Origin of the sequence: Streptomyces sp. NBC_01276 (genome assembly GCF_041435355.1) — a bacterium.
GTDB lineage: Bacteria > Actinomycetota > Actinomycetes > Streptomycetales > Streptomycetaceae > Streptomyces.
Window position 1 is genome coordinate 4,571,369 of sequence record NZ_CP108442.1, and the last position, 24,143, is coordinate 4,595,511.

The 24,143-nt window shown below is 72.7% G+C and carries 20 protein-coding genes and 1 tRNA gene; 11 read left to right on the forward strand and 10 right to left on the reverse strand.

Annotation, left to right across the window (positions count from 1 at the left end; genetic code table 11):
* Positions 1-163 precede the first annotated feature (163 nt).
* The 5 genes from OG295_RS20550 (at position 164) to OG295_RS20570 (ending at position 6,871) form a co-directional block, all read left to right on the forward strand.
* Positions 164-1,846 (forward strand): PQQ-binding-like beta-propeller repeat protein, encoded by a 1,683-nt coding sequence (locus OG295_RS20550; RefSeq protein ID WP_371678191.1) that lies wholly within the window; start codon positions 164-166, stop codon positions 1,844-1,846.
* Positions 1,847-1,889: 43 nt separating this feature from the next.
* A complete protein-coding gene (locus tag OG295_RS20555; RefSeq protein ID WP_371678192.1) occupies positions 1,890-3,671 on the forward strand; it encodes a PQQ-binding-like beta-propeller repeat protein in 1,782 nt (593 codons plus the stop codon).
* A gap of 171 nt (positions 3,672-3,842) precedes the next feature.
* Positions 3,843-4,547, forward strand: a complete 705-nt coding sequence (locus OG295_RS20560; protein WP_371681249.1) for a response regulator transcription factor — start codon at positions 3,843-3,845, stop codon at positions 4,545-4,547.
* Between the two features lie 98 nt (positions 4,548-4,645).
* Positions 4,646-5,605, forward strand: coding sequence for a UDP-glucose 4-epimerase GalE (gene galE, locus OG295_RS20565; protein ID WP_371678193.1), 960 nt, complete (start codon positions 4,646-4,648; stop codon positions 5,603-5,605).
* Positions 5,606-6,103: 498 nt separating this feature from the next.
* On the forward strand, positions 6,104-6,871 hold the full coding sequence (locus OG295_RS20570) for a LuxR C-terminal-related transcriptional regulator (protein WP_371678194.1): 768 nt from the start codon (positions 6,104-6,106) through the stop codon (positions 6,869-6,871).
* Here OG295_RS20570 and OG295_RS20575 read toward each other — a convergent pair.
* Complete coding sequence (locus OG295_RS20575; RefSeq protein WP_030231940.1) at positions 6,830-7,327, reverse strand: MarR family winged helix-turn-helix transcriptional regulator; 498 nt, start codon at positions 7,325-7,327, stop codon at positions 6,830-6,832. The two genes, OG295_RS20570 and OG295_RS20575, sit on opposite strands and share 42 nt — an antisense overlap.
* A 145-nt stretch (positions 7,328-7,472) precedes the next feature.
* On the opposite strand from OG295_RS20575, the gene OG295_RS20580 reads away from it, so the two are divergent.
* Positions 7,473-8,339 (forward strand): trans-aconitate 2-methyltransferase, encoded by an 867-nt coding sequence (locus OG295_RS20580; RefSeq protein ID WP_371678195.1) that lies wholly within the window; start codon positions 7,473-7,475, stop codon positions 8,337-8,339.
* 2 nt (positions 8,340-8,341) lie between these two features.
* A complete protein-coding gene (locus OG295_RS20585) occupies positions 8,342-8,713 on the forward strand; it encodes a VOC family protein (RefSeq protein WP_371678196.1) in 372 nt (123 codons plus the stop codon).
* 72 nt (positions 8,714-8,785) lie between these two features.
* Here the strand turns inward: OG295_RS20585 and OG295_RS20590 are convergent, their stop codons facing one another.
* The gene (locus tag OG295_RS20590) at positions 8,786-9,460 is read right to left on the reverse strand and encodes a TetR/AcrR family transcriptional regulator (protein WP_285539054.1); all 675 of its coding nucleotides are present in this window, start codon (positions 9,458-9,460) and stop codon (positions 8,786-8,788) included.
* Positions 9,457-10,443 (reverse strand): acyl-CoA desaturase, encoded by a 987-nt coding sequence (locus OG295_RS20595; protein ID WP_371678197.1) that lies wholly within the window; start codon positions 10,441-10,443, stop codon positions 9,457-9,459. Before OG295_RS20595 ends, OG295_RS20590 begins: the two co-directional genes overlap by 4 nt.
* A gap of 336 nt (positions 10,444-10,779) precedes the next feature.
* Here OG295_RS20595 and ppc point away from each other — a divergent pair, with 336 nt between their 5' ends.
* The gene (gene ppc / locus OG295_RS20600; protein WP_371678198.1) at positions 10,780-13,542 is read left to right on the forward strand and encodes a phosphoenolpyruvate carboxylase; all 2,763 of its coding nucleotides are present in this window, start codon (positions 10,780-10,782) and stop codon (positions 13,540-13,542) included.
* Positions 13,543-13,604: 62 nt separating this feature from the next.
* Here ppc and pth read toward each other — a convergent pair whose 3' ends face one another.
* The 5 genes from pth to OG295_RS20625 all read right to left on the reverse strand — a co-directional run bounded on the left by pth (position 13,605) and on the right by OG295_RS20625 (position 17,840).
* Positions 13,605-14,195, reverse strand: coding sequence for an aminoacyl-tRNA hydrolase (gene pth / locus OG295_RS20605; protein WP_371678199.1), 591 nt, complete (start codon positions 14,193-14,195; stop codon positions 13,605-13,607).
* 100 nt (positions 14,196-14,295) lie between these two features.
* Positions 14,296-14,880 carry a 50S ribosomal protein L25/general stress protein Ctc gene (locus OG295_RS20610; protein WP_280917463.1) on the reverse strand — a complete coding sequence of 195 codons (585 nt, stop codon included), beginning with the start codon at positions 14,878-14,880 and terminating at the stop codon, positions 14,296-14,298.
* Positions 14,881-15,062: 182 nt separating this feature from the next.
* Positions 15,063-16,040 carry a ribose-phosphate diphosphokinase gene (locus tag OG295_RS20615; RefSeq protein ID WP_030231925.1) on the reverse strand — a complete coding sequence of 326 codons (978 nt, stop codon included), beginning with the start codon at positions 16,038-16,040 and terminating at the stop codon, positions 15,063-15,065.
* A gap of 134 nt (positions 16,041-16,174) precedes the next feature.
* Positions 16,175-17,623: a bifunctional UDP-N-acetylglucosamine diphosphorylase/glucosamine-1-phosphate N-acetyltransferase GlmU gene (glmU, locus tag OG295_RS20620; protein ID WP_371678200.1), complete on the reverse strand. Its 1,449-nt coding sequence runs from the start codon at positions 17,621-17,623 to the stop codon at positions 16,175-16,177.
* A 145-nt stretch (positions 17,624-17,768) separates the two neighbouring features.
* A tRNA-Gln gene (locus tag OG295_RS20625) sits at positions 17,769-17,840 on the reverse strand.
* Between the two features lie 145 nt (positions 17,841-17,985).
* Here OG295_RS20625 and OG295_RS20630 point away from each other — a divergent pair.
* Complete coding sequence (locus OG295_RS20630) at positions 17,986-19,257, forward strand: sensor histidine kinase (protein ID WP_371678201.1); 1,272 nt, start codon at positions 17,986-17,988, stop codon at positions 19,255-19,257.
* 87 nt (positions 19,258-19,344) lie between these two features.
* Here OG295_RS20630 and OG295_RS20635 read toward each other — a convergent pair whose 3' ends face one another.
* Together OG295_RS20635 and OG295_RS20640 are read right to left on the reverse strand one after the other, a co-directional pair.
* A complete protein-coding gene (locus OG295_RS20635) occupies positions 19,345-19,857 on the reverse strand; it encodes an SUKH-3 domain-containing protein (RefSeq protein WP_266839497.1) in 513 nt (170 codons plus the stop codon).
* Between the two features lie 5 nt (positions 19,858-19,862).
* Positions 19,863-20,411 carry a YwqJ-related putative deaminase gene (locus tag OG295_RS20640; RefSeq protein WP_371678202.1) on the reverse strand — a complete coding sequence of 183 codons (549 nt, stop codon included), beginning with the start codon at positions 20,409-20,411 and terminating at the stop codon, positions 19,863-19,865.
* 230 nt (positions 20,412-20,641) lie between these two features.
* On the opposite strand from OG295_RS20640, the gene OG295_RS20645 reads away from it, so the two are divergent.
* Together OG295_RS20645 and OG295_RS20650 are read left to right on the forward strand one after the other, a co-directional pair.
* Positions 20,642-21,637: an SMI1/KNR4 family protein gene (locus OG295_RS20645; protein ID WP_371678203.1), complete on the forward strand. Its 996-nt coding sequence runs from the start codon at positions 20,642-20,644 to the stop codon at positions 21,635-21,637.
* 7 nt (positions 21,638-21,644) lie between these two features.
* The gene (locus tag OG295_RS20650; protein WP_371678204.1) at positions 21,645-24,080 is read left to right on the forward strand and encodes an SUKH-4 family immunity protein; all 2,436 of its coding nucleotides are present in this window, start codon (positions 21,645-21,647) and stop codon (positions 24,078-24,080) included.
* Positions 24,081-24,143: the final 63 nt, after the last annotated feature.

The following is a 24,143-nucleotide window of genomic DNA, read 5'->3' on the forward strand; positions in this document are numbered from 1 at the left end:
AGCGGCCTGATAACGGCGGTGTCACGGGCTGGTCCGACCTTGGGAACAGGGGTCGAACCGGCCCGTCGCATGTCGGCCACGGGTGATAGAAAGAGTCGGTTCTTTCCGCCCCGTGACCCCCGACCCGCAGATTCCCACCGCCTGACGCCGAAGGTATGCGCTGATGACCGAGCCGCCCCAGCCGCCGAACCAGCCGCCGACACCGTCCGGTTATGGCCACCTGCCGGGCCCGCCCCAGCAGGGTTACGGACACCCGCCGCAGGGCGCGAACCCGTACGCCCAGCAGCAATCCCCGCAGTCGCAGCCGCAGCAGCAGCCGCCGCAGTCCCCGCAGCCCCCCACGGTCCCGCAGGGCGGCTACGGTTTCCCGCCGCCCGGCGCGCCCACCGTCGCGTATCCCGCCGCGTCGGTCCCCGGCGGCCCGGCCCGCGGACGGCGGACGGCCGTCGTGATCGCCGCGGCCGTCGCGGGCGTGCTCGTCCTCGGTACGGGCGCCTGGTTCGCCTTCGCCGGGGGCGACGGCGCGGACCCGAAGAAGCCGGTCGCGCAGGGCTCCACGCCCGCCGACCCGAAGCCCTCCGGCTCGCCGTCCGTGGACAAGGGCGACGGCTCAGGCAACGGCGGGTCCGACCGGATCGACCTCAACGCGGGCCGCAAGCCCGGCGAGGACAAGGCCCTCTGGCTCAAGACCGCCAAGCTCACGGGCCCCGGCGCCGGCATTCCGACGAAGGGTCAGTGGGTGGTCGGCGACACCGTCGTCAAGACCGTCGACAAGAGCCTCGTCGCGTATGCGGCGACCGACGGCAAAGAGAAGTGGAAGCTCGACGTCCGCACCGAGGTCTGCGGACTCACCGGCCAGGTGACCCCCGACGGCAAGACGGTCGTCATCGTCAAGGACGGCGCGGGCGACAGCGCGACCTGCGACCAGATGAAGCTGATCGACCTCAAGGCGGGCAAGGAGGTCTGGACGAAGCAGGTCCAGAAGGAAGGCCTCTTCGACAGGGAGGTCGACGCCTCGCTCGCCTTCACCGCGGACACCCTCGTCGTCAACCGGATGGCCGGCACCTCCGCCTACCGGCTCAGCACCGGCGAAAGGCTCTTCTCCGGCACCGGCCCCGAGGGCTGCCAGCCGGCCAGCTACGCCGCCGGCAACGGCAAGCTGATCGGCATCGCCTACTGCCAGGACGACGACCACACCGTCGAGGTCCAGGACGCGGACCCGCTGACCGGCAAGAAGACCTGGTCCTACCGGCTGCCCAAGGGCTACAACGTCAACGCCGTGTACTCGGTCAACCCGACCGTCATCGACGCCTCGAACCGGGACACCAAACAGCGCGCCATCATCTCCCTCGGCAACGACGGCCAGAAGCGCGCCAGCATGTCCGCCCCGGGCAACTTCGCGCTCAACTGCGGCGGCAGCAGCAGCACCGAGGGCCTGCAGTTCTGCGGCGACCGCGCCGTCGACGGCGACACCCTGTACCTGAGCACGGCCTCCGAGGATGCCACCAACAACGAGATGGTCGCCTTCGACCTCGCCAGCGGCAAGGCCAAGTGGCGCACCGCGGCCGGGGACAAGAAGTTCTACGTGCCGCTCAAGGCCGCGAACGGACAGGTCACGGTCTACCGGACCGGCCCCCTGGACGAGCCCGGCGAGATCGTCTCCATGGCGGCGGGCGAAGGCAAGCCCAAGGTGCTCATGCGCCTGCCCTCGGGACCCTCCGCGAAGATCGAGAACTCGTTCCTCTTCGCGCAAAGGTCCTACGAGGGCGGCCGCTTCTTCCTGTCCACGACCACGCTGAACGGCGAGGGCAAGGACGAGAAGCTCCTGATGGTCTTCGGCAAGTGAACGAGTCCACCGAGCCGCCCACCGAGAGGCAGTAGCACCCCAGATGAGTACCCCGAACACCCCGCCGCCGCCCCACCAGCCGCCCAGCGGCGGCTTCGGGGCGCCCCCGCCGGCCCAGCCGCCGACGGTTCCGCAGCCGCCGGCCCAGCCGCCGACCGTCCCGCAGCCGTCGGCCCAGCCGCCGGCCGGCGCCCCGCCGCAGCCGGGCTACGGCTATCCGCACCCCCAGCAGCCGGGTTACGGCTACCCGCCGCCCCAGCAGCCGCCGCAGCCCGGATACGGCTACCCGCAGTCCCCTCAGCAGCAGCCGGGCTACGGCTATCCGCAGCAGCCCGGCCTGGTGCAGCCCCCGGCCCAGTCCGCCCCGCCCACCGGCGGCGGCGGTACGCAGCGCAGCCAGCTGATGATCATCGGCGCCGCCCTGCTGGCCGTGGTCCTCATCATCGGCGGCGGCTTCTGGTACCTCTCCGGCGACGACGACAAGGGCGGCGGCAGCCACCCGACCGCCGACGGCACCGGCGGTGCCACCGACGGCGACAAGCCCCCGGCGGCCGCGGGCGGCACGGAGAAGCCCCCGGCCAACCCCAAGTCGAAGCCGCTGGCCAACGTGGTGAGCCCGGCTCCGGCCGACGTGGTCTCCGTCGACGGTTCCTGGCTGACCGACAGCACCTACGTCAAGTCGGACATCGCGAAGGTGGTCGGCTACAACCTCGTCGACGGCGGCAAGAAGTGGGAACTCCCGCTCCCCGCCAACGTCTGCGGCGCGACCAAGCACATCAGCGACAACAAGACGGCCATCCTCTTCCAGGAGGCCCAGGCCAGCGACTCCAACAAGTACCCCCAGTGCACCCAGGTCGGCGTCATCGACCTGAACACCGGCAAGCTCGTGTGGTCGGCCACCGCCAAGTCCGCCACCGGCGGCGACAAGCCCGTGGCCTTCACCGAGGTCACCCTCAGCGGCCAGACCGTCGCCGCGGGCGGTCTCAGCGGCGGCGCCGCCTGGAACCTCGCCGACGGCAAGTCCCTCTGGGCCCCGAAGACCGACGGCGAGGGCTGCTACGACCTCGGCTACGCGGGCGGCGAGGCCCTCGCCGTGCTGCGCAAGTGCGGCCGGATCCCGAACCAGACCCTGCTCGCGCAGTCCCTCGACCCCGTCACGGGCGCGCCGAAGTCCTCGTACAAGCTCTCGCCCGGCATCGAGTGGGCGGGCATCATCTCCACGAAGCCGCTCATCGTCGCGGCCAACGTGGGCAACACCGCCAAGAACGCCACCAACGTCAGCGACCTGTTCGTCGTCGACGACGCCGGCCAGCTGAAGTCCCACATCGCGCTGTCGGGCGGCAACTACGCGCCCAAGTGCCCCGCCACCGAGGTCGAGCAGTGCTCGAACATGGTCGTCGGCAACGGCAAGGTGTACATGCCCTCGTACGAGCACCAGGGCGCGGCCTCCGTCGGCCGCACCAACGAGATCCTCTCCTTCGACCTGGAGACCGGCAAGCCCACGGCCGACCGGGCCGACGCGGGCGAGCGGTACACCATGTACCCGCTGCGCATGGACGGTCCGAACATCATCGCCTACAAGGTCCCGCCGTACGACGGGGGCGGCCAGGTCGTCAGCATCGACGGCAAGACGATGAAGGAGACCCTCCTGATGCAGAACCCGGCGGAGAAGACGAGCCAGCGCGTCGAGACGAGCTTCTCGATGGACTACTCGGAGTACCGCTACCACAACGGTCACCTCTTCATCTCCCGCACCATGGCGCGCAAGCCCTACTCCGACAAGGGCGACCCGGAGTACCTCTTCGCCTCGTTCATCGCGAACTGACGCGACCCGAGGCGGCCCCAGGCGACCCGACGCGACCCCTCCCGGACGCCGCGAGCCGTGCCGAAGCCCCCGGAAGGTCAATCCTTCCGGGGGCTTCTCGCGGTAACCGGCACGCTCCGTCGAACAAGCGTGTAGCTTGCCGGGTCAGAAGGATCTGGGGTGGGAGCCTTGATGGGCGTACGGGTCATGGTGGTCGACGAGCACCGGCTGCTGGCCGAGGCGCTCGCCTCGGCCCTGAAACTGCGCGGGCACCGGGTGCTCGCGGCGGCCGCGCCGACGGCGGGTGCCGCCGAACTGGTGATCGGCCGCGCCCCGGAGGTGTGCCTGTTCGGCACCGCCACCCCCGCCGAGCCCGGGGTCTTCGAGCCCGTCGTGCGGATCAAGCGGGAGCGTCCGCAGATCGCCGTCGTGGTCCTCGGGCCGGTGCCGAACCCACGGGGGATCGCCGCGGCGTTCGCCTCCGGCGCCTCCGGCTACGTACGCCAGGACGAGCGCATCGAGGGCGTGGAGCGGGCCCTGGCCAAGGCGCGGGCCGGGGAGGTCGCGGTCTCCCCGCAGCTGCTCCAGGGGGCCTTCGCCGAGCTGCTCAACCCCGCCGCCCAGCCCGACGACGAGGGCAGCCGGCTGCTGCGGCTGCTCACGCCCCGGGAGGTGGAGGTGCTGGTGCGGGTCGCGGAGGGCGAGGACACCCGGCTGATCGCCGCCGGGATGGCCATCGCGCCCAGCACCGCCCGTACGCACGTGCAGCGGGTGCTGATGAAGCTGGGCGTCGGCTCCCGGCTGGAGGCCGCCGCGCTGGCGGCCCGTACCGGGCTGCTGGACCGGGCGGTGTTCCCCGCCTCGGAGTCCGTGGTGGAGGGCCCGTCCGTGCGGTGAGCCGGGCGGAACGGCGATTTCCCCGGCAGCGTGGAATCCGGTAAGTCAGACTCAGTGCACGCGCGCCCGTGCGCGTCCGCGAGAGGTTTGGAGTGCGAGTGAGCAAGTACCTGGTCACCGGTGGTGCGGGATACGTCGGCAGCGTCGTGGCCGCCCATCTCCTGGAGGCCGGCCACGAGGTCACCGTCCTCGACGACCTCTCCACCGGCTTCGGCCACGGGGTCCCCGCGGGCGCGACCCTGGTCAACGCCCGTATCCAGGACGCCGCGGAGCACCTGGACGCCTCCTACGACGCGGTGCTGCACTTCGCGGCGTCCTCGCAGGTCGGCGAGTCCGTGGTCAACCCCGGCAAGTACTGGGACAACAACGTCGGCGGCACCCTCGCCCTGCTGACCGCGATGCGCGAGGCGGGGGTGCGCCGCCTGATCTTCTCCTCCACGGCGGCCACTTACGGGGAGCCCGTGGACGGGCTGCTGACGGAGATCTCCGCGACCGCCCCGACCAACCCGTACGGTGCCTCGAAGCTGGCCGTCGACCACATGATCGCGGGGGAGTGCGCGGCGCACGGCCTCGCCGCCGTCTCGCTGCGCTACTTCAACGTGGCGGGCGCCTACGGGGAGTTCGGCGAACGCCACGACCCGGAGACGCACCTGATCCCGCTGATCCTCCAGGTGGCCCTGGGGGAGCGCGAGTCCATCGCGGTGTTCGGCGAGGACTACCCCACCCCGGACGGCACCTGCGTGCGCGACTACATCCACGTGGCCGACCTGGCGGAGGCCCACCTCTCGGCGCTGCGCGTCGCGGCGGAGGGCGAGCACCTGGTCTGCAACCTCGGCAACGGCAGCGGGTTCTCCGTCCGCGAGGTGATCGAGACGGTCCGCAAGGTCACCGGACGGGACATCCCCGAGACGGTCGGGCCGCGCCGGGCCGGCGACCCGGCGGTACTGGTCGCCTCCGCGCGCACCGCGCAGGAGCGCCTGGGCTGGGTTCCGACCCGCTCGGACCTCACCCGCATCGTGACGGACGCCTGGAACTTCGCCCGCGCCGCGCGTTCCTGACCCGTACGGCGCATCCCGCGCCCATCCCGCCCGGAGCCACCGTGCCCGTGCCCGCCCACGCCCCCGCCCGCGCCCCGGGCGGGGGCGTGCGTGTGCCGTGCGGACGCGCCGTGCGGGCGCCGCGCGCGGGCGCGAGGCGCGCGTACCCCGGGTGAAATGCCCCCCGTGCAACTGCCCGTGGCACACCCCGGTCGGAATTCCGCCCCAGGACCTTGCGGACAGGTGAATTCAAGCCATCGGTGGACCCGTTGAGGACCCTCCCACCGGAAAATCCCTGGGAAAACTTCTGCTATTCGGCCAACCACGAGACAGGACCCGCTCTACGCTGATGCGTGACACCGGTGGGGGCCGGTGTTGATTCAGGGGTCGAGACGCGCCGGGTACGGCGTCCGGTCCGGGGTAGTGCACAGATGTCGCGGCGGCGGCCGCGGCGGCAGTGGGCCACCCGGTCCGGGCGTCGTACCCGTAGTCGTCCGTTCCCCGACCCTTGGGGGTTTTGTGGTCCGTATCCGGGTTCTGGTGGTCGACGACCACCGCATCTTCGCCGAGTCTCTGGCAGCCGCGCTCGCGGCCGAGCCGGACGTGGACGTGTCCGCGGCCGGCAGCGGTCCCGCCGCCTCGCGCTGCCTCGAACGCGCGGCGGCCGAGGGGCGCCGCTTCGACGTGCTGCTCGTCGACGCCGACCTCGGCGCCGCCGGCGCCGCGGTGCCCGCCCAGCGGGAGGCCGGTTCCGCGCCGCCACCGCCCGTCTCCGACGGGATCGCCCTGGTCGCGGGGGTGCGCGTGGCCCACCCCGGGGTGCGCACCGTGGTCCTCGCCGAACGCGACGATCCGCGCCGGGCGGCGCTCGCCCTCCAGGCGGGGGCCTCCGGATGGGTGGCCAAGGACTGCTCCCTCTCGCGGCTGCTGGCCGTCGTCCGCGGGGTGCTGCGCGAGGAGACCCACCTGCCGCCGGCGCTGCTCACCGGCGTGCTGCGGGAGCTGACCGCGGCGCGCAAGCACCGCAGCGACAGCGAACGGCTCGTGGAGTCCCTCACCCCGCGCGAGCACGAGGTGCTGCGCTGCATGGTGGCGGGGCTGGGCCGCAAGGACGTGGCCGCCCGTCTGTTCCTCTCCCCGCACACCGTCCGCACCCACATGCAGAACGTGCTGGGCAAGCTCGGCGTGCACTCCACCCTGGCCGCCGTCGCGCTGGCGCGGCGGGCCGGGGTGCGCCCGGCCGAACTATCCGGGGATGTTGTCGAACGGAGCGGTCAGCTGGCGTAGCAGCCCGGCGAGATCGCCGCGCTGGGCCGTGGAGAGCTGGGCCAGGATCGCGCGTTCCTGGGCCAGCAGCCCGGCGAGCGACTGGTCGGCGCGGTCGCGCCCCTCGGGCGTCAGCCGGACCAGGACCCCGCGCCGGTCGCTGGGGTCGGGCAGCCGTTCGACCAGGCCCTTCTTCGCGAGCCGGTCGATGCGGTTGGTCATGGTGCCCGAGGTGACCAGAGTCTGCGTCAGCAGCTGGCCGGGGGAGAGCTGGTAGGGCGCGCCCGCGCGCCGCAGCGAGGTCAGTACGTCGAACTCCCACGGCTCCAGGCCGTGCTCGGAGAAGGCCAGCCTGCGGGCGCGGTCGAGGTGGCGCGCGAGCCGGCTGACGCGGCTGAGCACCTCAAGCGGTTCCACGTCGAGGTCAGGGCGCTCTCGCCGCCATGCCGCGACCAGTCGGTCGACCTCGTCCTCCATGCCGATCAGTGTAAGGGGTCTGTCGACGTGAAGTCTCTTCAAATCGAGAATCTTGACATCGAGATACATGGGGCCGACCATGAGGGCATGGAGGGGGCCGGAACGGCTTCCGACTCCGACCGCCCACCAGCAGGGAGGCTCGAACATGCATTCCGACACCGCACCGGACGCGCGTCACGCCGCATCCGCGGACGCCGCGCCGCCGACACCCACCTGGGACCCCCGGCAGTACCTGCGGCACGCGGGCCACCGCGCCCGGCCCTTCCTCGACCTGCTCGCCCGCGTCGCCGAGCTCCCCACCGCCCCCGCCCGCATCGCCGACCTCGGCTGCGGCGCCGGCAACGTCACCGCGCTGCTCACCGGCCGCTGGCCCGACGCCCGCATCACGGGCTACGACCTCTCCCCGGAGATGCTGCGCCGCGCCGAACAGGAGTACGCCGGACCCACCCCCGGCGGCGGCAGCCTCGACTTCCGCCACGGCGACCTGACCGGCTGGGTGCCCGAGGAGACGTACGACCTGATCGTCTCCAACGCGGCCCTGCAGTGGGTGCCCGGCCACCCCGGCTCCTTCGCGCGCTGGATCGACGGCCTGCGGCCCGGCGGCACCTTCGCCTTCCAGGTCCCCGGGAACTTCACCGCCCCCAGCCACCGGCTGCTCGCCGAACTGTGCGACACCGCGCAGTGGCGGGACCGGCTCGGCGGACTCGGCGCGCGCCACGTCCGCATCCTCGAACCCGGCGAGTACCTCGACCGCCTCACCGGGCTCGGCTGCGACGCCGACGTGTGGGAGACCACCTACCACCAGTTGCTCCAGGGACCCGACCCGGTACTCGACTGGGTCAAGGGCACCGCGCTGCGGCCGGTGCTCACCGCCCTCGGCGACGACCGGCCGGCCGTCGACCGCTTCCTGGCCGAGTACCGGCAGGCACTGCGCGAGGCCTACCCGTCCGGCCCCGGCGGCACCGTCTTCCCGTTCCGCCGCATCTTCGCCGTCGCCCGCAGGGAGGCCTGACCGTGCTGAGCGCCGTCGACCACGTACAGCTGGCCGCGCCCCCCGGCTCCGAGGACGCACTGCGCGCCTACTACCGGGACGTCCTGGGCATGGAGGAGGTCCCCAAACCGCCCGTCCTCGCCGCGCGCGGGGGCTGCTGGTTCGCCGCCGGAACGGTCCGGCTGCACCTCGGGGTCGAAGAGGACTTCCGGCCCGCCCGCAAGGCCCACCCCGGACTGCGGGTGACCGGCATCGAGGCCTACGCACACGGGCTGCGCGAGCGCGGGGCCCTGGTCGTCTGGGACGACGGCCTCCCGGGACACCGCCGCTTCTACTCCGAGGACCCGGTCGGCAACCGTCTGGAGTTCCTGGAGCCGGACCCCGCGCACACGTGAGGGGAGGCAAACGGCGCCCCGCCACCGGGAAACCCGGCGGCGGGGCGCCGTCGTGTCCGTCCGGCCCCGCGCTCAGCTCTTGCGGTGGCCCACCAGGCGGGGCCTGGCCTCCAGGTTCTCCAGCCCGTGCCAGGCCAGGTTCACCAGGTGCGCCGCCACCTCGGCCTTCTTCGGCCGCCGCGTCTCCAGCCACCACTGCCCCGTCAGCGCGACCATCCCGACCAGCGCCTGCGCGTAGAGCGGGGCCAGCTTCGGATCGAAGCCCCGGGCCTTGAACTCCAGCCCCAGGATGTCCTCCACCTGCGTGGCGATGTCACTGATCAGCGAGGCGAACGTGCCCGTCGACTGCGCCACGGGGGAATCCCGCACCAGGATCCGGAAGCCGTCCGTGTAGTTCTCGATGTAGTCGAGCAGGGCGAACGCCGCCTGCTCCAGCAGCTCCCGCGGGTGCCCGGCCGTCAGCGCACCCGTCACCCCGTCCAGCAGCTGGCGCATCTCGCGGTCCACCACCACCGCGTAGAGGCCCTCCTTGCCGCCGAAGTGCTCGTAGACCACCGGCTTGGACACCCCGGCCTTCGCCGCGATCTCCTCCACCGAGGTGCCCTCGAAACCCTTCTCCGCGAAGAGGGTGCGGCCGATGTCCAGCAGTTGCTGACGCCGTTCGGCGCCCGTCATCCGGACCCGGCGACCTCGCCTGGGCTTGTCGTTGCTGGAACTGCTGCCGTCGATCGCCACGTCCCCCATCATGCCGCGTTCGTCGTCTTTTCCTTGCGCCGGGCGTCGATGCGCCCGCCCGAAGGCCAGCGCACGTCCGAGGCCCAGCCCAGCCGCTCGAACCAGCGGATCAGCCGCGCGCTGGAATCGACCTGGCCGCGCAGGACACCGTGCCGGGCCGAGGTCGGGTCGGCGTGGTGCAGGTTGTGCCACGACTCCCCGCAGGACAGCACCGCGAGCCACCACACGTTGCCGCTGCGGTCCCGGGACCGGAACGGCCGCTTGCCCATCGCGTGACAGATCGAGTTGATCGACCACGTCACGTGGTGCAGCAGCGCCACGCGCACCAGCGAGCCCCAGAGGAAGGCCGTGAACGCACCCCACCAGGACATCGTCACCAGACCGCCCACCAGCGGCGGGATCGCCAGCGACACCACCGTCCACAGCACGAAGTCACGCGAGATCCGCCGGATCGCCGGATCCCTGATCAGGTCCGGGGCGTACTTCTGCTGGTCGGTCTGCTCCTCGTCGAAGAGCCAGCCGATGTGCGCCCACCACAGGCCCTTCATCAGCGCCGGCACCGTCTCGCCGAACCGCCACGGCGAATGCGGGTCGCCCTCGTGGTCGGAGTAGCGGTGGTGCTTGCGGTGGTCCGCCACCCAGCGCACCAGCGGCCCCTCGACCGCCATCGACCCCATGACCGCCAGCGCGATCCGCAACGGCCGCTTCGCCTTGAAGGAGCCGTGCGTGAAGTAGCGGTGGAAGCCGATGGTGATGCCGTGGCAGGTCAGGAAGTACATGAACACCATCAGGCCGAGGTCCAGCCGGCTCACCCCCCGGCCCCAGGCCAGCGGCACCGCCGCCAGCAGGGCCAGGAAGGGCACGGTGATGAACAGCAGCAGCGCGATCTGCTCCACCGACCGCTTCTGCTCACCGCCGCGCGTCGCGGACACCGCGTCAGTGGAAGGAGTGGAGGACGCGGGCGCGTCCTCGACCAGATCGGGACCGATCGTCATGGGGGTTCCCCTGGGGGGTGAGAAGTCGGCAGGCTCGCCGGAACGGACCCTACGGACCCGTAACCTACGGCATCGTAAGTATGGCAAAGGTCCCCGGCACGGCAAGGGAGCACACCACACCGGCCCGCCCCGGACCCCGGGCGCCGCGCCGCGGCGACGGCGCAGTGGCGGCGCTGCCGGGGCACAAGTACGCGCCACCTATCCTGGTGTCGTCGGACAGCGCGGTCCGCACGGGCAGCCCGGGCTGCGCACCGGTGCATCGGTAGGCACCGCCACCGCGCGCCCCCCGGGAGCCCACAGCCCAGTAGCGCTCGAACACTGCAAGGAGCCGCACCTGTGAGCAGTGCTGACCAGGCCGCCCAGGCCCCCGCCACCCGCACCTCCGCGGAGACCGCGAACGCCGAGCTGCGCGCGGACATCCGCCGCCTCGGCGACCTCCTGGGGGAGACCCTCGTACGCCAGGAGGGCCAGGACCTCCTCGACCTCGTCGAACAAGTACGCGCCCTGACGCGCACCGACGGCGAAGCCGCTGCGGAGCTGCTCGGCGAGACCGACCTGGAGACCGCCGCCAAGCTCGTGCGCGCCTTCTCCACCTACTTCCACCTCGCCAACGTCACCGAGCAGGTGCACCGCGGCAAGGAGCTGCGCGCCCACCGCGCCGCCGAAGGCGGTCTCCTCGCGCGCACCGCCGACATGCTCAAGGACGCCGACCCCGAGCACCTGCGCGAGACGGTCCGCAACCTCAACGTCCGGCCCGTCTTCACCGCGCACCCCACCGAGGCCGCCCGCCGCAGCGTCCTGAACAAGCTGCGCCGCATCGCCGCCCTGCTGGAGGAGCCCGTCTCCGGCGCCGGCGAGCGCCGCCGCCACGACCTGCGGCTCGCCGAGAACATCGACCTCGTCTGGCAGACGGACGAACTGCGCGTCGTGCGCCCCGAGCCCGCCGACGAGGCCCGCAACGCCATCTACTACCTCGACGAGCTGCACGCCGGCGCCGTCGGCGACGTCCTGGAGGACCTCGCCGCCGAGCTCCAGCGCGTCGGCGTCGAGCTGCCCGCCGGCACCCGCCCGCTCACCTTCGGCACCTGGATCGGCGGCGACCGCGACGGCAACCCGAACGTCACCCCCGAGGTCACCCGCGACGTGCTGATCCTCCAGCACGAGCACGGCATCACCGACGCCCTCGAACTGGTCGACTTCCTGCGCGGCCTGCTGTCGAACTCCATCCGCTACACCGGCGCCACCGAGGAGCTCCTGACCTCCCTCCAGGCCGACCTGGAGCGCCTCCCGGAGATCAGCCCCCGCTACAAGCGGCTGAACGCCGAGGAGCCGTACCGCCTCAAGGCCACCTGCGTCCGGCAGAAGCTCCTCAACACCCGCGAGCGCCTCGCCAGGGGCATCCCCCACGAGGAGGGCCGCGACTACCTCGGCACCGCCGAGCTGCTCACCGACCTCACCCTCATCCAGACCTCCCTGCGCGAACACCGCGGCGCGCTCTTCGCCGACGGCCGCATGGACCGCACCATCCGCACCCTGGCCGCCTTCGGCCTCCAGCTCGCCACCATGGACGTGCGCGAGCACGCGGACGCGCACCACCACGCGCTCGGCCAGCTCTTCGACCGCCTCGGCGAGGAGTCCTGGCGCTACGCCGACATGCCGCGCGAGTACCGGCAGAAGCTCCTCGCCAAGGAGCTGCGCTCGCGCCGCCCGCTGGCGCCCACCCCGGCCCCGCTCGACGCCGCCGGAGCCAAGACCCTCGGTGTCTTCGGCGCCGTCAAGGACGCCTTCGAGAAGTTCGGCCCCGAGGTCATCGAGTCGTACATCATCTCGATGTGCCAGGGCGCCGACGACGTCTTCGCCGCCGCGGTCCTCGCCCGCGAGGCCGGACTCATCGACCTGCACGCCGGCTGGGCCAAGATCGGCATCGTGCCGCTCCTGGAGACCACCGACGAGCTGCGCGCCGCCGACGTCATCCTCGACGAGATGCTGGCCGACCCCTCCTACCGCCGTCTCGTCTCGCTGCGCGGCGACGTCCAGGAGGTCATGCTCGGCTACTCCGACTCCTCCAAGTTCGGCGGCATCACCACCTCCCAGTGGGAGATCCACCGCGCCCAGCGCCGGCTGCGCGACGTCGCGCACCGCTACGGGGTGCGCCTGCGCCTCTTCCACGGCCGCGGCGGCACCGTCGGCCGCGGCGGCGGCCCCTCGCACGACGCGATCCTCGCCCAGCCCTGGGGCACCCTGGAGGGCGAGATCAAGGTCACCGAGCAGGGCGAGGTCATCTCCGACAAGTACCTCGTCCCCTCGCTGGCCCGCGAGAACCTGGAACTGACCGTCGCGGCCACCCTCCAGGCCTCCGCCCTGCACACCGCGCCCCGCCAGTCCGACGACGCCCTGGCCCGCTGGGACGCGGCCATGGACATCGTCTCGGACGCCGCGCACGCCGCGTACCGGGAGCTCGTCGAGGACCCGGACCTGCCCGCGTACTTCTTCGCGGCCACCCCGGTCGACCAGCTCGCCGACCTGCACCTGGGCTCCCGCCCCTCCCGCCGACCCGACTCGGGAGCGGGCCTGGACGGGCTGCGGGCCATCCCGTGGGTGTTCGGGTGGACCCAGTCCCGTCAGATCGTCCCCGGCTGGTACGGCGTCGGCTCCGGCCTGAGGGCCCTGCGCGAGTCGGGCCAGGACGCGGCCCTCACCGAGATGGGCGAGCGCTGGCACTTCTTCCGCAACTTCCTCTCCAACGTCGAGATGACGCTGGCCAAGACGGACCTGCGGATCGCCCGCCACTACGTCGACACGCTCGTCCCGGACGACCTCAAGCACGTGTTCGCCCGGATCGAGGCCGAGCACGAGCTGACCGTCCGCGAGGTCCTGCGGATCACCGGCGGGCAGCGGCTGCTGGACTCCCAGCCGGTGCTCCAGCAGACCTTCGCCGTCCGCGACGCCTACCTGGACCCGATCTCCTACCTCCAGGTGTCCCTGCTGGCCCGTCAGCGTGCCGCGGCCGCCCGTGGCGAGGCGGCGGACCCGCTGCTGGCCCGCGCGCTGCTGCTCACCGTCAACGGCGTGGCGGCCGGTCTGCGCAACACCGGCTGACCCGGCCCCGCCCCGCACGCACGGAAGCCCCCGCCGACGGCGGGGGCTTCCTCGTGCGCGGGTCAGGAGTTGTACGTCGACTGCGCCCGCTCCAGGCCTTCCTGGACCAGGCACTCCACGGCGTCGGCGGACCGGTCCACGAACCAGTCCAGCTCCTTGCGCTCCGTCGAGGAGAAGTCCTTCAGGACGAAGTCCGCGACCTGCATGCGGCCGGGCGGGCGGCCGATGCCGCAGCGCACGCGGTGGTAGTCCGGGCCCATCGCCTTCGTCATCGACTTCAGGCCGTTGTGCCCGTTGTCCCCGCCGCCGAGCTTCAGGCGCAGCGTCGGGTAGTCGATGTCCAGCTCGTCGTGGACCGCGACGATCTTCTCCAGCGGCACCTTGTAGAAGTCGCGCAGGGCCGTGACGGGGCCGCCCGACAGGTTCATGAACGACATCGGCTTGGCGAGCACGATCCGGCGGTTCGCGGGCCCCGGCGGGCCGATGCGGCCCTCGACGACCTGGGCGCGGGCCTTGTGCGCCTTGAACCTGCCGCCGATCCGCTCGGCCAGCAGGTCGGCCACCATGAAGCCGATGTTGTGGCGGTTGCCGGCGTACTCCGGTCCGGGGTTCCCGAGACCGACGATCAGCCAGGGCGCCGCGTCGTCCGACATCAAAAGCTCCTTAAGTGCCTGGAACGAAGACGACCGCCGTCCCGCTCCAGTGGAGCCGGACGGCGGTCGGTCAGCAACTGCTGAGGGGGTGGGGCGAGGCTCAGGCCTCGGTGCCCTCGGCCGCCTCGGCGGCCGGCTCCTCGGCCTGCGGGGCGACGACCTGCAGGACGGCGATGTCGCCGTCGACGGCCAGGGTGGTGCCGGCCGGGAGGACCAGGTCCTTGGCGTGGATGGTGGCGCCGGCCTCGAGGCCCGCGATCGAGACGGTGACCTCGGTCGGGATGTGGGTGGCCTCGGCCTCGACGGAGATGGTGTTCTGGAGGGTCTCCAGCATGTTGCCGCCGGCGGCCAGGTCGCCCTCGGTGACGATCGCGACGTCGACGGTGACCTTCTCGCCCTTCTTGACGATCAGGAAGTCGACGTGGGAGATGGAGCGCTTCAGCGGGTGCTTCTGCACGGCCTTCGGGATGACCAGCTCGGTGCCGTCGCCCGCGATGTCCAGGGAGATCAGGACGTTCGGGGTGCGGAGCGCCAGCTGCAGGCCGTGGCCCTCGACGTTGACGTGCTTCGGGGCCTGGCCGTGGCCGTAGATGACACCGGGGACCAGGGCGTCGCGACGGGCCTGGCGGGCGGAGCCCTTGCCGAAGGTGTCGCGGAGCTGGGCGGAAAGCTTGACCTCGGACATGCTCACTCCTCGTGGGGTGACGGAAGAACGGAACTGGGTCACCCGGCCGGAACGGCCTGCTACGAAGAGCGCGTCGATAACGGAGCGTCCGTCCCGGAATACGGGTACGGCCTCCCTCGCCGAGCAACTCAAGGAGTGTACCCGGCGCGGGAGGCCGCGCCCAAAAGGATCTCTGCCCGGTGTTACTGCTGCTCTTCGAAGAGGCTGGTGACCGAGCCGTCCTCGAAGACCTCGCGCACCGCGCGGGCGATCATCGGGGCGATGGAGAGCACCGTGATCTTGTCGAGCTCCAGGTCCGAGGGGTCCGGGAGGGTGTTCGTGAAGACGAACTCGCTGACCTTGGAGTTCTTCAGGCGGTCGGCGGCCGGGCCCGACAGGATGCCGTGGGTGGCCGTCACGATGACGTCCTCGGCGCCGTGCGCGAAGAGCGCGTCGGCCGCGGCGCAGATGGTGCCGCCGGTGTCGATCATGTCGTCGACCAGGACGCAGACGCGGCCCTTGACCTCACCGACGACCTCGTGGACGGTCACCTGGTTGGCGACGTCCTTGTCGCGGCGCTTGTGCACGATGGCCAGCGGCGCGTCCAGGCGGTCGCACCAGCGGTCGGCCACGCGCACGCGGCCGGCGTCCGGGGAGACGATCGTCAGCTTGGTGCGGTCCACCTTGGCGCCCACGTAGTCCGCGAGGACGTTGAGGGCGGACAGGTGGTCGACCGGGCCGTCGAAGAAGCCCTGGATCTGGTCGGTGTGCAGGTCGACCGTGAGGATGCGGTCGGCGCCCGCGGTCTTCAGCAGGTCCGCGACCAGGCGGGCCGAGATGGGCTCGCGGCCCTTGTGCTTCTTGTCCTGACGGGCGTAGCCGTAGGAGGGGATGATCACGGTGATGGAGCGTGCCGACGCGCGCTTCAGCGCGTCGATCATGATCAGCTGCTCCATGATCCACTTGTTGATCGGAGCCGTGTGGCTCTGGATCAGGAAGCAGTCCGCGCCGCGAGCCGACTCCTGGAAGCGGACGTAGATCTCACCGTTCGCGAAGTCGAAAGCCTTGGTCGGCACGAGGCCGACTCCCAGCTGGTGCGCGACCTCCTCGGCCAGCTCGGGGTGGGCGCGGCCGGAGAAGAGCATCAGCTTCTTCTCGCCGGTCGTCTTGATCCCGGTCACAGCACTGTCTCCTCAGACGTGTGGAAAGCTGCTCGCCCCCGTGTGCGTCCGTCCCGCACACGGTGAGCCAGCCGAATTGCGTGCACCTATCACGGTACGCCGTCCCGGGCGTACCTGTTTCCGGTCAGTTCACCTCAGGGGCGACCGGAGTCCTGCTCGCCGGTCGACTGCGCGGCCGTCGCGGCCGCGCTGCCGGGGCGCTTGCGGGCCACCCAGCCCTCGATATTCCGCTGCTGGCCGCGGGCCACGGCCAGGGCGCCGGGCGGCACGTCCTTGGTGATCACCGAGCCGGCGGCCGTGTAGGCGCCGTCCCCGATGGTGACGGGAGCCACAAACATGTTGTCGGAGCCCGTCTTGCAGTGTGAGCCGACGGTGGTGTGGTGCTTGTGTTCGCCGTCGTAGTTCACGAACACGCTGGCGGCGCCGATGTTCGTGTACTCGCCGATCGTCGCGTCGCCCACGTACGACAGGTGGGGCACCTTGGTGCCCTCGCCGATCGTCGCGTTCTTCATCTCGACGTACGTGCCGGCCTTGGCCTTGAGGCCGAGGTTCGTGCCGGGCCGCAGGTACGCGAAGGGGCCGACGCTCGCCTGCTCCCCGATCACGGCGCCGTCCGCCACCGTGTTGTCCACGCGGGCGCCCGCGCCCACCCGGGTGTCCTTGAGCCGGGTGTTCGGGCCGACCTCGGCCCCCTCGGCGATGTGCGTGGCGCCCAGCAGCTGGGTGCCCGGGTGGATCAGGGCGTCCTGCCCGAAGGTCACCGTCACGTCCACGAAGGTGCCGGCCGGGTCGATGACCGTCACGCCCGCGAGCATGGCCCGCTCCAGCAGGCGCGCGTTCAGCAGCGCCCGGGCCTCGGCCAGCTGGACCCGGTTGTTGATGCCGAGGATCTGGCGGTGGTCCGCGCCGACCGCCGCGCCGACGCGGTGGCCCGCCTCGCGCAGGATGCCGAGCACGTCGGTGAGGTACTCCTCGCCCTGGCTGTTGTCCGTGCGGACCTTGCCGAGCGCGTCCGCGAGGAGGCGTCCGTCGAAGGCGAAGACCCCGGAGTTGATCTCCCGGATCGCGCGCTGCGCGTCGGTGGCGTCCTTGTGTTCGACGATGGCGGTCACGGCGCCGGTGGCCGGGTCGCGGACGATGCGGCCGTAGCCGGTGGAGTCCGGGACCTCGGCGGTCAGCACGGTGACGGCGTTGCCGTCGGCCCCGTGGGTGGCGGCGAGCTGCGCGAGGGTCTCGCCGGTCAGCAGCGGGGTGTCGCCGCAGACCACGATCACGGTGCCGTCGACCGGCCCGCCGAGCTCTTCGAGGGCCATCCGGACGGCGTGCCCGGTGCCGTTCTGCTCGTGCTGGACCGCGGTGCGGACGTCGGCGTCGATCCCGGCGAGGTGCGCGGTGACCTGCTCGCGCGCGTGGCCGACGACGACCACGAGGTGTGCGGGGTCCAGCTCGCGGGAGGCGGCGACCACGTGACCGACGAGCGAGCGCCCGCAGATCTCGTGCAGGACCTTGGGGGTGGCCGACTTCATGCGGGTGCCTTCACCCGCTGCGAGTACGACGACGGCTGCCGGGCGGGTTGCGCTCACGGGTGTGCCCTTCGGCTTCGGGGGTGGACCCAGGAAGGATACCGGTGCCGAAGTGCCCCTGTTCTGGGGGACTCCCGGGGGCGGACATGCGAAAGGGTCCCGACCGGAGGTCAGGACCCGCGTGCTGTGAGCTCCCCGTGCTGAGCTCCCCTGTCAGGACTCGAACCCGAACATAAGGCACCAAAAGCCTCAGTGCTGCCAATTACACCACAGGGGATAGCAAATCCGATCGAATCGGACTTTCTGCGCTGCCGATCAAGCTGGCCGTCCTAACTATGCCGTACCACCCGCCCTCCCCGCGACGGTACTCGCGCCCGTATATGTCCGGGGTCGGCGCACGGGCCGCCCGTACGCTGGACGGCATGACCGGTACGGGGGAAGAGCGCGAGGGGACGGGCCGCGACGGGCCCTGGTGGTGGGAGCGGTGGAGGTCCGCGCTCCTGGACGTGGGGCTCGCCGCGGTGTCCGCCGCCGAGTGCGGGCTGGAGGGGCTGCCCTTCGCCCGGGAGGCGGGGATCCCGGCGGCCCTGGGCGTGTCGTTCGGAGTGGTGGTGGGGGCCACGCTGCTGCTGCGGCGGCGGTGGCCGGTGGCGGTGGTGCTCGTCGGCATCGGCGTGTCCCCCGCCATGATGGGCTTCCTGCTCGGGGTGGTGGGCCTCTACACCCTCGCCGCCTGCGAGGTGCCCCGCCGGGTCACGGTGACGCTGGGCTCGATGTCGCTCGCCGCGACCTTCGTGGTCACGTACCTGCGCACCCGCGGCGACGTGGAGGCCGACGGGCTGCTCGTGGTGGTGCTGTCCGCGTTCATGGCGGTGGCGCTGACCGTGCCGCCGGTGCTGCTCGGGCTGTACGTGGGGGCCCGGCGGCGGCTGATGGAGAGCCTCCAGGAGCGCGCCGACTCCCTGGAACGGGAGCTGTCGCTGCTGGCCGACCGGGCCGAGGAGCGGGCCGAGTGGGCCCGTACGGAGGAGCGCACGCGGATCGCGCGCGAGATGCACGACGTCGTCGCGCACCGGGTGTCGCTGATGGTGGTCCACGCGGCGGCGCTCCAGGCGGTGGCCGAGAAGGACCCCGGCAAGGCCGTGAAGAACGCCGCGCTGGTCGGCGACATGGGCCGGCAGGCCCTCACCGAGCTGCGCGAGATGCTCGGCGTGCTGCGGGCCGGGTCGCCGGGGCCCGGGCCCCGGCCGGCGGTCCGCGGGCACGCCGCGCAGGCGGCGCCGGCGCTCGCGGTCGAGGACGGGCCCTGCCTCGCCGAGCTGGAGGCGCTGGTCGGACAGTCCCGGGCTGCGGGGATGAACGTCGAGATGGTCGTGCACGGCGAGGCGGAGCGGTACCCGGCGGAGGTGGAGCAGACCGCCTACCGGGTGGTGCAGGAGGCGCTGACCAACTGCCACAAGCATGCTCCGGGCGCGCGGGTCGTCGTACGGCTCGCGCACCGGGAGGGCGAGGTCGCCATGCAGGTCCAGAACGGGCCCTGCGGGGCGGACGGGGTCGAGCCCGGTCTGCCCAGCGGGGGCAACGGCCTGGTCGGGATGCGGGAGCGGGTGCTCGGGCTCGGCGGGGTGTTCGTGTCCGGGCCGACGGACGAGGGCGGCTTCAAGGTCTCCGCCGTCCTGCCGGCCTCCCGCTAGGCCGTCCGGGTCCCGCGGCCGCCCGACGGGTCCTCGGGATCCGCCGACGGGTCCTCGGGATCCGCGGGGCCGCGGCGGTTCCCGGTGTCAGGGGCCCGTGGTCAGGCGGGCCGGCTGGAGGCCGGTCAGCAGGAGGGTGAGGGCCTCGTCGAGGCCGGAGCCCAGGTACCAGTCGCCGGTGTGGTCGATCCCGTAGACCCGGCCCTCGCGGTCGATGGCCAGGTGGGAGCCGCCGTCGGCGTCGGTGCCCAGCGGGCAGAGCTGGGTGGACAGGGCCCGTCCCAGGTCGGCGAAGGTACGGGCCAGGTGCAGGCCGGACAGCGGGTCGATGCGCAGCGTGGCGGGCGCTATCTGCCGGCCCGGCCCGGGGGCGGTCACCCGCAGTCCGCCGAACTCGGCCCAGGCCTCCACGGCCGCCGGGAAGACGTTGTGCCGGTGCCCGGCGGGCGTGGTGTGGTCGCGCAGCGCGTCGGCCCAGTACTCGGCCTGCTTGATGTCCCAGCGGCCGGGTTCCCATCCGGCGGTGCGCAGCGCTGAGTCCACGGGGCCCGGGAACCGGGTCGCCGAGGAGCGGTCGTAGGAGGCGGAGGAGGCGGTCATGGCGGCTACTCGGGGTGGGTGAGGTCGACGGGGCGTACGCCGAAGTGGGTGAGGAGCGCGTCGCAGGAGCGGCAGGGCGGAGCGTAGCTGCCGTGCAGCGGGTCGCCGTCCTCGCGGATGCGGCGGGCGGTGATCCGGGAGTGCTTCAGGGAACGCCGGGCCTCGCTCGCCGTGAGCGGCTTGCGGGAGGCGCGCCGGCTGCGGGCGCCCTCGACGGCCGCGAGGTGGCGGGAGAGCAGGATCGCCTCCGGACAGCGGCCGGTGAAGCGCTCCCGCTGGCCGCTGGTGAGGGTGTCGAGGAAGTCCTGGACCAGCGGGTGCAGCACCGGCGGCCGGTCGCCCTTGCCCGCGGTCCCGGTCAGGGTCTCCCCGCGGACCGAGAGCGCGGCGGCGACGGTGGGCAGGATGCCGTCGCGGCGGAAGCGCAGCACGGGCGGCGGGGTGGGGCCGTCGGTGCTGCTCCAGCGCAGGCGGGGGTCGCCGGCGGGGCCGGCCTCCGCCGCTTCCGCGCGGTCCGTGCGGCTCGCCAGGTTTTGCGTCGTCGCCGTCTGCATGGTCGCTTCTTCCCTCCCGTGACCGCGGTGGTGGCCGCTGTTGCGCACGCCCCCGTGCTGCGGGGACAGCCTGTCAAATGTCCCCAGTGGTGTGGAAGCGGGGTCGAATATTCGTATCAATTCGGATGTTCCCGCCCCACGCGCGCACGTGGGATGCATGGGCGGGTGACCCTCTTGCCCGAGCACATAGGCTGTGGTGAACCAGCCAGATCCAGCAGGGGGCTACCGCCATGACGACAGGTCGGCTCGGGCAGCAGGCCGCGCCACCCAACGCCGCTTACTCGGGGCAGGTCGTGCACTTCCCGGACCCGGTCCGGGCCGCCCGCCATCCCCACGGAGTGCGGATGAGCGGGGACGGTCATCCCGACTTCTCGGCGTACGCGCGCGCGGCCGTGGAGATCGCCGAGCCCCCGGAGGGCTTCGGCGTGGACGAGCTGCGGCTGACGGACTTCGTGTCCGCCAACGCCGCCATGCGGGCGTCGGGCCACGCGCTGTGGGACACAGTCGGACCGGTGGCCACGCCGCACGGCTGGACCTGGCACCACGTGGCGGGCTCCCGCCGCATGGAACTGGTCCCCGTCGAGGTCAAGGCGCTGCTGCGGCACCACGCGGGCCTGGCGACGGCGCCCGTGGACCACGACAAGCGCGGCACCCGGCCCCTCCAGGAGGTGCGCCCCGCGCACCTCGGGCTGCCCAAGAGCCTGGTGTCCGTCGCCGAACAGCAGGTGCAGGGGGTGGAGGAGGACCTCGGGTACCGGCTGCCCGAGGCCTACCGTTCCTTCCTCAAGGCAGCGGGCGGCTGCGCGCCGGTGGGCGCGGGGCTCCTCGTGGAGCTCGGGCTGCTGGTCGACCAGCCGTTCTTCACGGTGCGCGAGGAGGCGGCGGTCAACGACCTCGTCTACGTCAACAAGTGCCTGCGGGACCACCTGACCAAGGACTACCTGTGCGTGGCCTTCGTCCAGGGCGGGCTGCTCGCGGTGAAGGTGAAGGGCGAGGGCGTCGGCTCCGTCTGGTTCTCCCCGTACGACGACGCGCGCGACCGGGACGGCTGGTCCGTGCAGGAGCGGGTGGAGCGGTTGCTGCTTCCGTGCGGTGCCGATTTCGATGCCTTCCTCGAACGCCTGGCGGGGAACCCGCCGGAGCTGGAGACGGTGGCCGGTCTGATGGTGGACGGCGGATTCGCGCGTTCGGTTCCGGTGGCGGGTGCCGCCCCGGGTGAGGGGTGATCACGCCGTGGTGACGTTTGCACAGGCGCAGGAGCGCGCCGAGGAATGGATCAACGGGGACGTCCCCGCGTACCAGCACCGGGAGGTGCGCGTACGGGAGTTCGGGCTGGGCTTCGTGGTGTGGGCCGAGGACCGGGCGGCCGGTCCGGTGTCCGGCGGTGGCCGGCAGCGGCTGGTCATCGCGCGGGACAGCGGTGAGGTGACCCTGTGGCCGGGCCTGCCGGTCGGCGAGGTCATCCGGCGCTACGAGGAGGAGTACGGGGCCGCTGCCGTGGCGGCCGCCGCGGAGGCCTCGGTGCCGCCGCCGCGGATCGACTCGGAGCAGACCTCCTTCATGCTGAGCCCGCCGGAGTGGCTGCAGGAGGCGGCGGACCGGGCGGGGATCCCGCCGGCGGCTCCGGCTCCGGCCCCGGCGGCTGCTTCCGGTGGCGCGGCCGAGCCGGTGCCGTTGCGGCGCGGGGGCGAGGCCCCCCACGGGCCGGCCGCCGGCGACGGGGTGCCGTCCGGGTCCACGCCGTGGGCGGGTACCGATGTGAACTCGGACGCGGACGGGGCCTCCGTGCCGCTGCCCGCCACGGTGTTCGCGCCGGCGCTGTCCGGCACCGATCTGGAGGACCGCCCGGCGGCTGCCTCCGGGGTGGCTCCGGAGGCCAAGACCACGCTGATGGCGGGCGGCAGCCAGCTGCCGAAGACCACGGTCGCCCCGGTGCTGGGGATGCCGGACGGGGCCGGCGGGATCGCCGACGCGCCGACGAGCCGGGCCCAGGCGCCGCGGCCGGGCGGGGGTCAGCCGCAGCCGCCGCAGCCGCCGCAGCCGCCGCATCAGCCTCAGCCGCTTCAGCAGCAGCCGCCGCAGCCGCCGGGTTCGCCGGGTCAGCCGGGTTCGCCGGTGCCGGCTCCGGGGGTTCCCGGTGCTCCCGGTATGCCCGGGGCTCCTGGTGCGCCCGATGCTCCCGGGGGTGGGGCGCAGTACGCCGCGACCATGCTCGCCGGGCCCGCCGTGGTGCAGCCTCCCGGTCCCCCGGCACCGCCTGCCGCGCCCGGTGCGCCCAGTGCCCCCGGTGCGCCGGGGGCTCCCGGTGGGGGGCTCGACCATGCGGCGACGATGCTGGCCGGGCCCGCCGTCGTGCAGCCGCCCCGGCCGCCGGGTCCGCCCGGTCCGCCGACGCCGCCGCCCGGTGCCCCCGGTGCTCCTGGTGCTCCTGGTGCTCCTGGTGCGCCCGGGGGCGGGGCGCATCATGCCGCGACCATGCTGGCGGCGCCCGGCATGGTGCCGCCGCCCGCACCGCCGGCGGCTCCCGGTGCGCCGGGTGCTCCCGGTGCTCCCGGTGGGCCCAGTGCTCCCGGTGGGGGGCTCGACCATGCGGCGACGATGCTGGCCGGGCCCGCCGTCGTGCAGCCGCCCGGCCCGCCGCCCGGTGCGCCGCGCGGTCCGGCTCCGCAGCAGCCCCCGGCCCCGTCCGGCGCGCCCACCGTCGGCCCCGGCTACCAGGCCGTGCTGCGCTACCGCGCGCCCGACGGCTCCGAGCAGCAGATCATCCGCCGCTCGGCGCCCGGCACCCCGCACCCCGAGTGGCAGATCCTCTACGAGCTCCGCGCGCTGAACGTGCCGCCCCAGCAGGTGCTGGAGCTGCACACCGAGCTGGCCTCCTGTGAGCTGCCCGGCGGCTACTGCGCCCGGATGATCCGGGAGACCTGGCCGCAGGTGCGGATCACCAGCGTGGCCCCGTACGGGACCGACCACGCGGGACGTCAGCAGGGCATGCGGCACCTGCTCACCCATCAGGGTGAGCTGCACCAGGTGGCCGACGGGCCGGCGCGTCCCGCTCCGGTGCGGGCGCCGCTGCCGCAGGTCCCGCTGCAGCCGGCCATCCCGATGGACGCCATCGCGCAGGAACTGGCCGGTGCCTTCGGGCCGCAGGGCGTGTTCCGTTTCGACCAGCGGGCGGTGTCCCGTCAGGGCGTGCCGGAGATCGTGGCGCAGACCCTGATGTGGGCCGGTCTGCCCGTCGACTTCGGGCCGTTCTTCTGGGCGCAGGCCGTGCCGGGCCAGCCGGTGCCGACGCTGGCCGAGCTCGCGGCGCAGAGGCAGGTCCAGCCGGCGTCCGACGCGGGTTCGTACCTGGTGGTCGGCAGCGACTTCGGCAAGGCGCTCTGCGTGCAGTACGGGACCGCGCACATAGTGGCGGTCCCGGTGGAGGCCGGACCCGGAGGGGCGCCCGTACCGCCGCAGTTCGTGAATTCGAGCCTGCCGCAGTTCGCGCGTTCCCTGGCGATGCTGGGTCACATGTGGCGTCTGAGGCAGCATCTGACGCCGGAACAGGCCGGCCGCTGGACCGTCGATTTCCAGGCGAATCTGGCGGGTCTCGACAGTGCGGCGCTGGCCTCTCCGGAGAGCTGGTGGTCGGTGCTGCTGGAGCAGATGTGGGACGGGCTCCTCTGATCGGATGATCGGATGTGCGGCCGGGTCGGGACCTTCGAACGGGGTCCCGGCCCGGCCATTCCG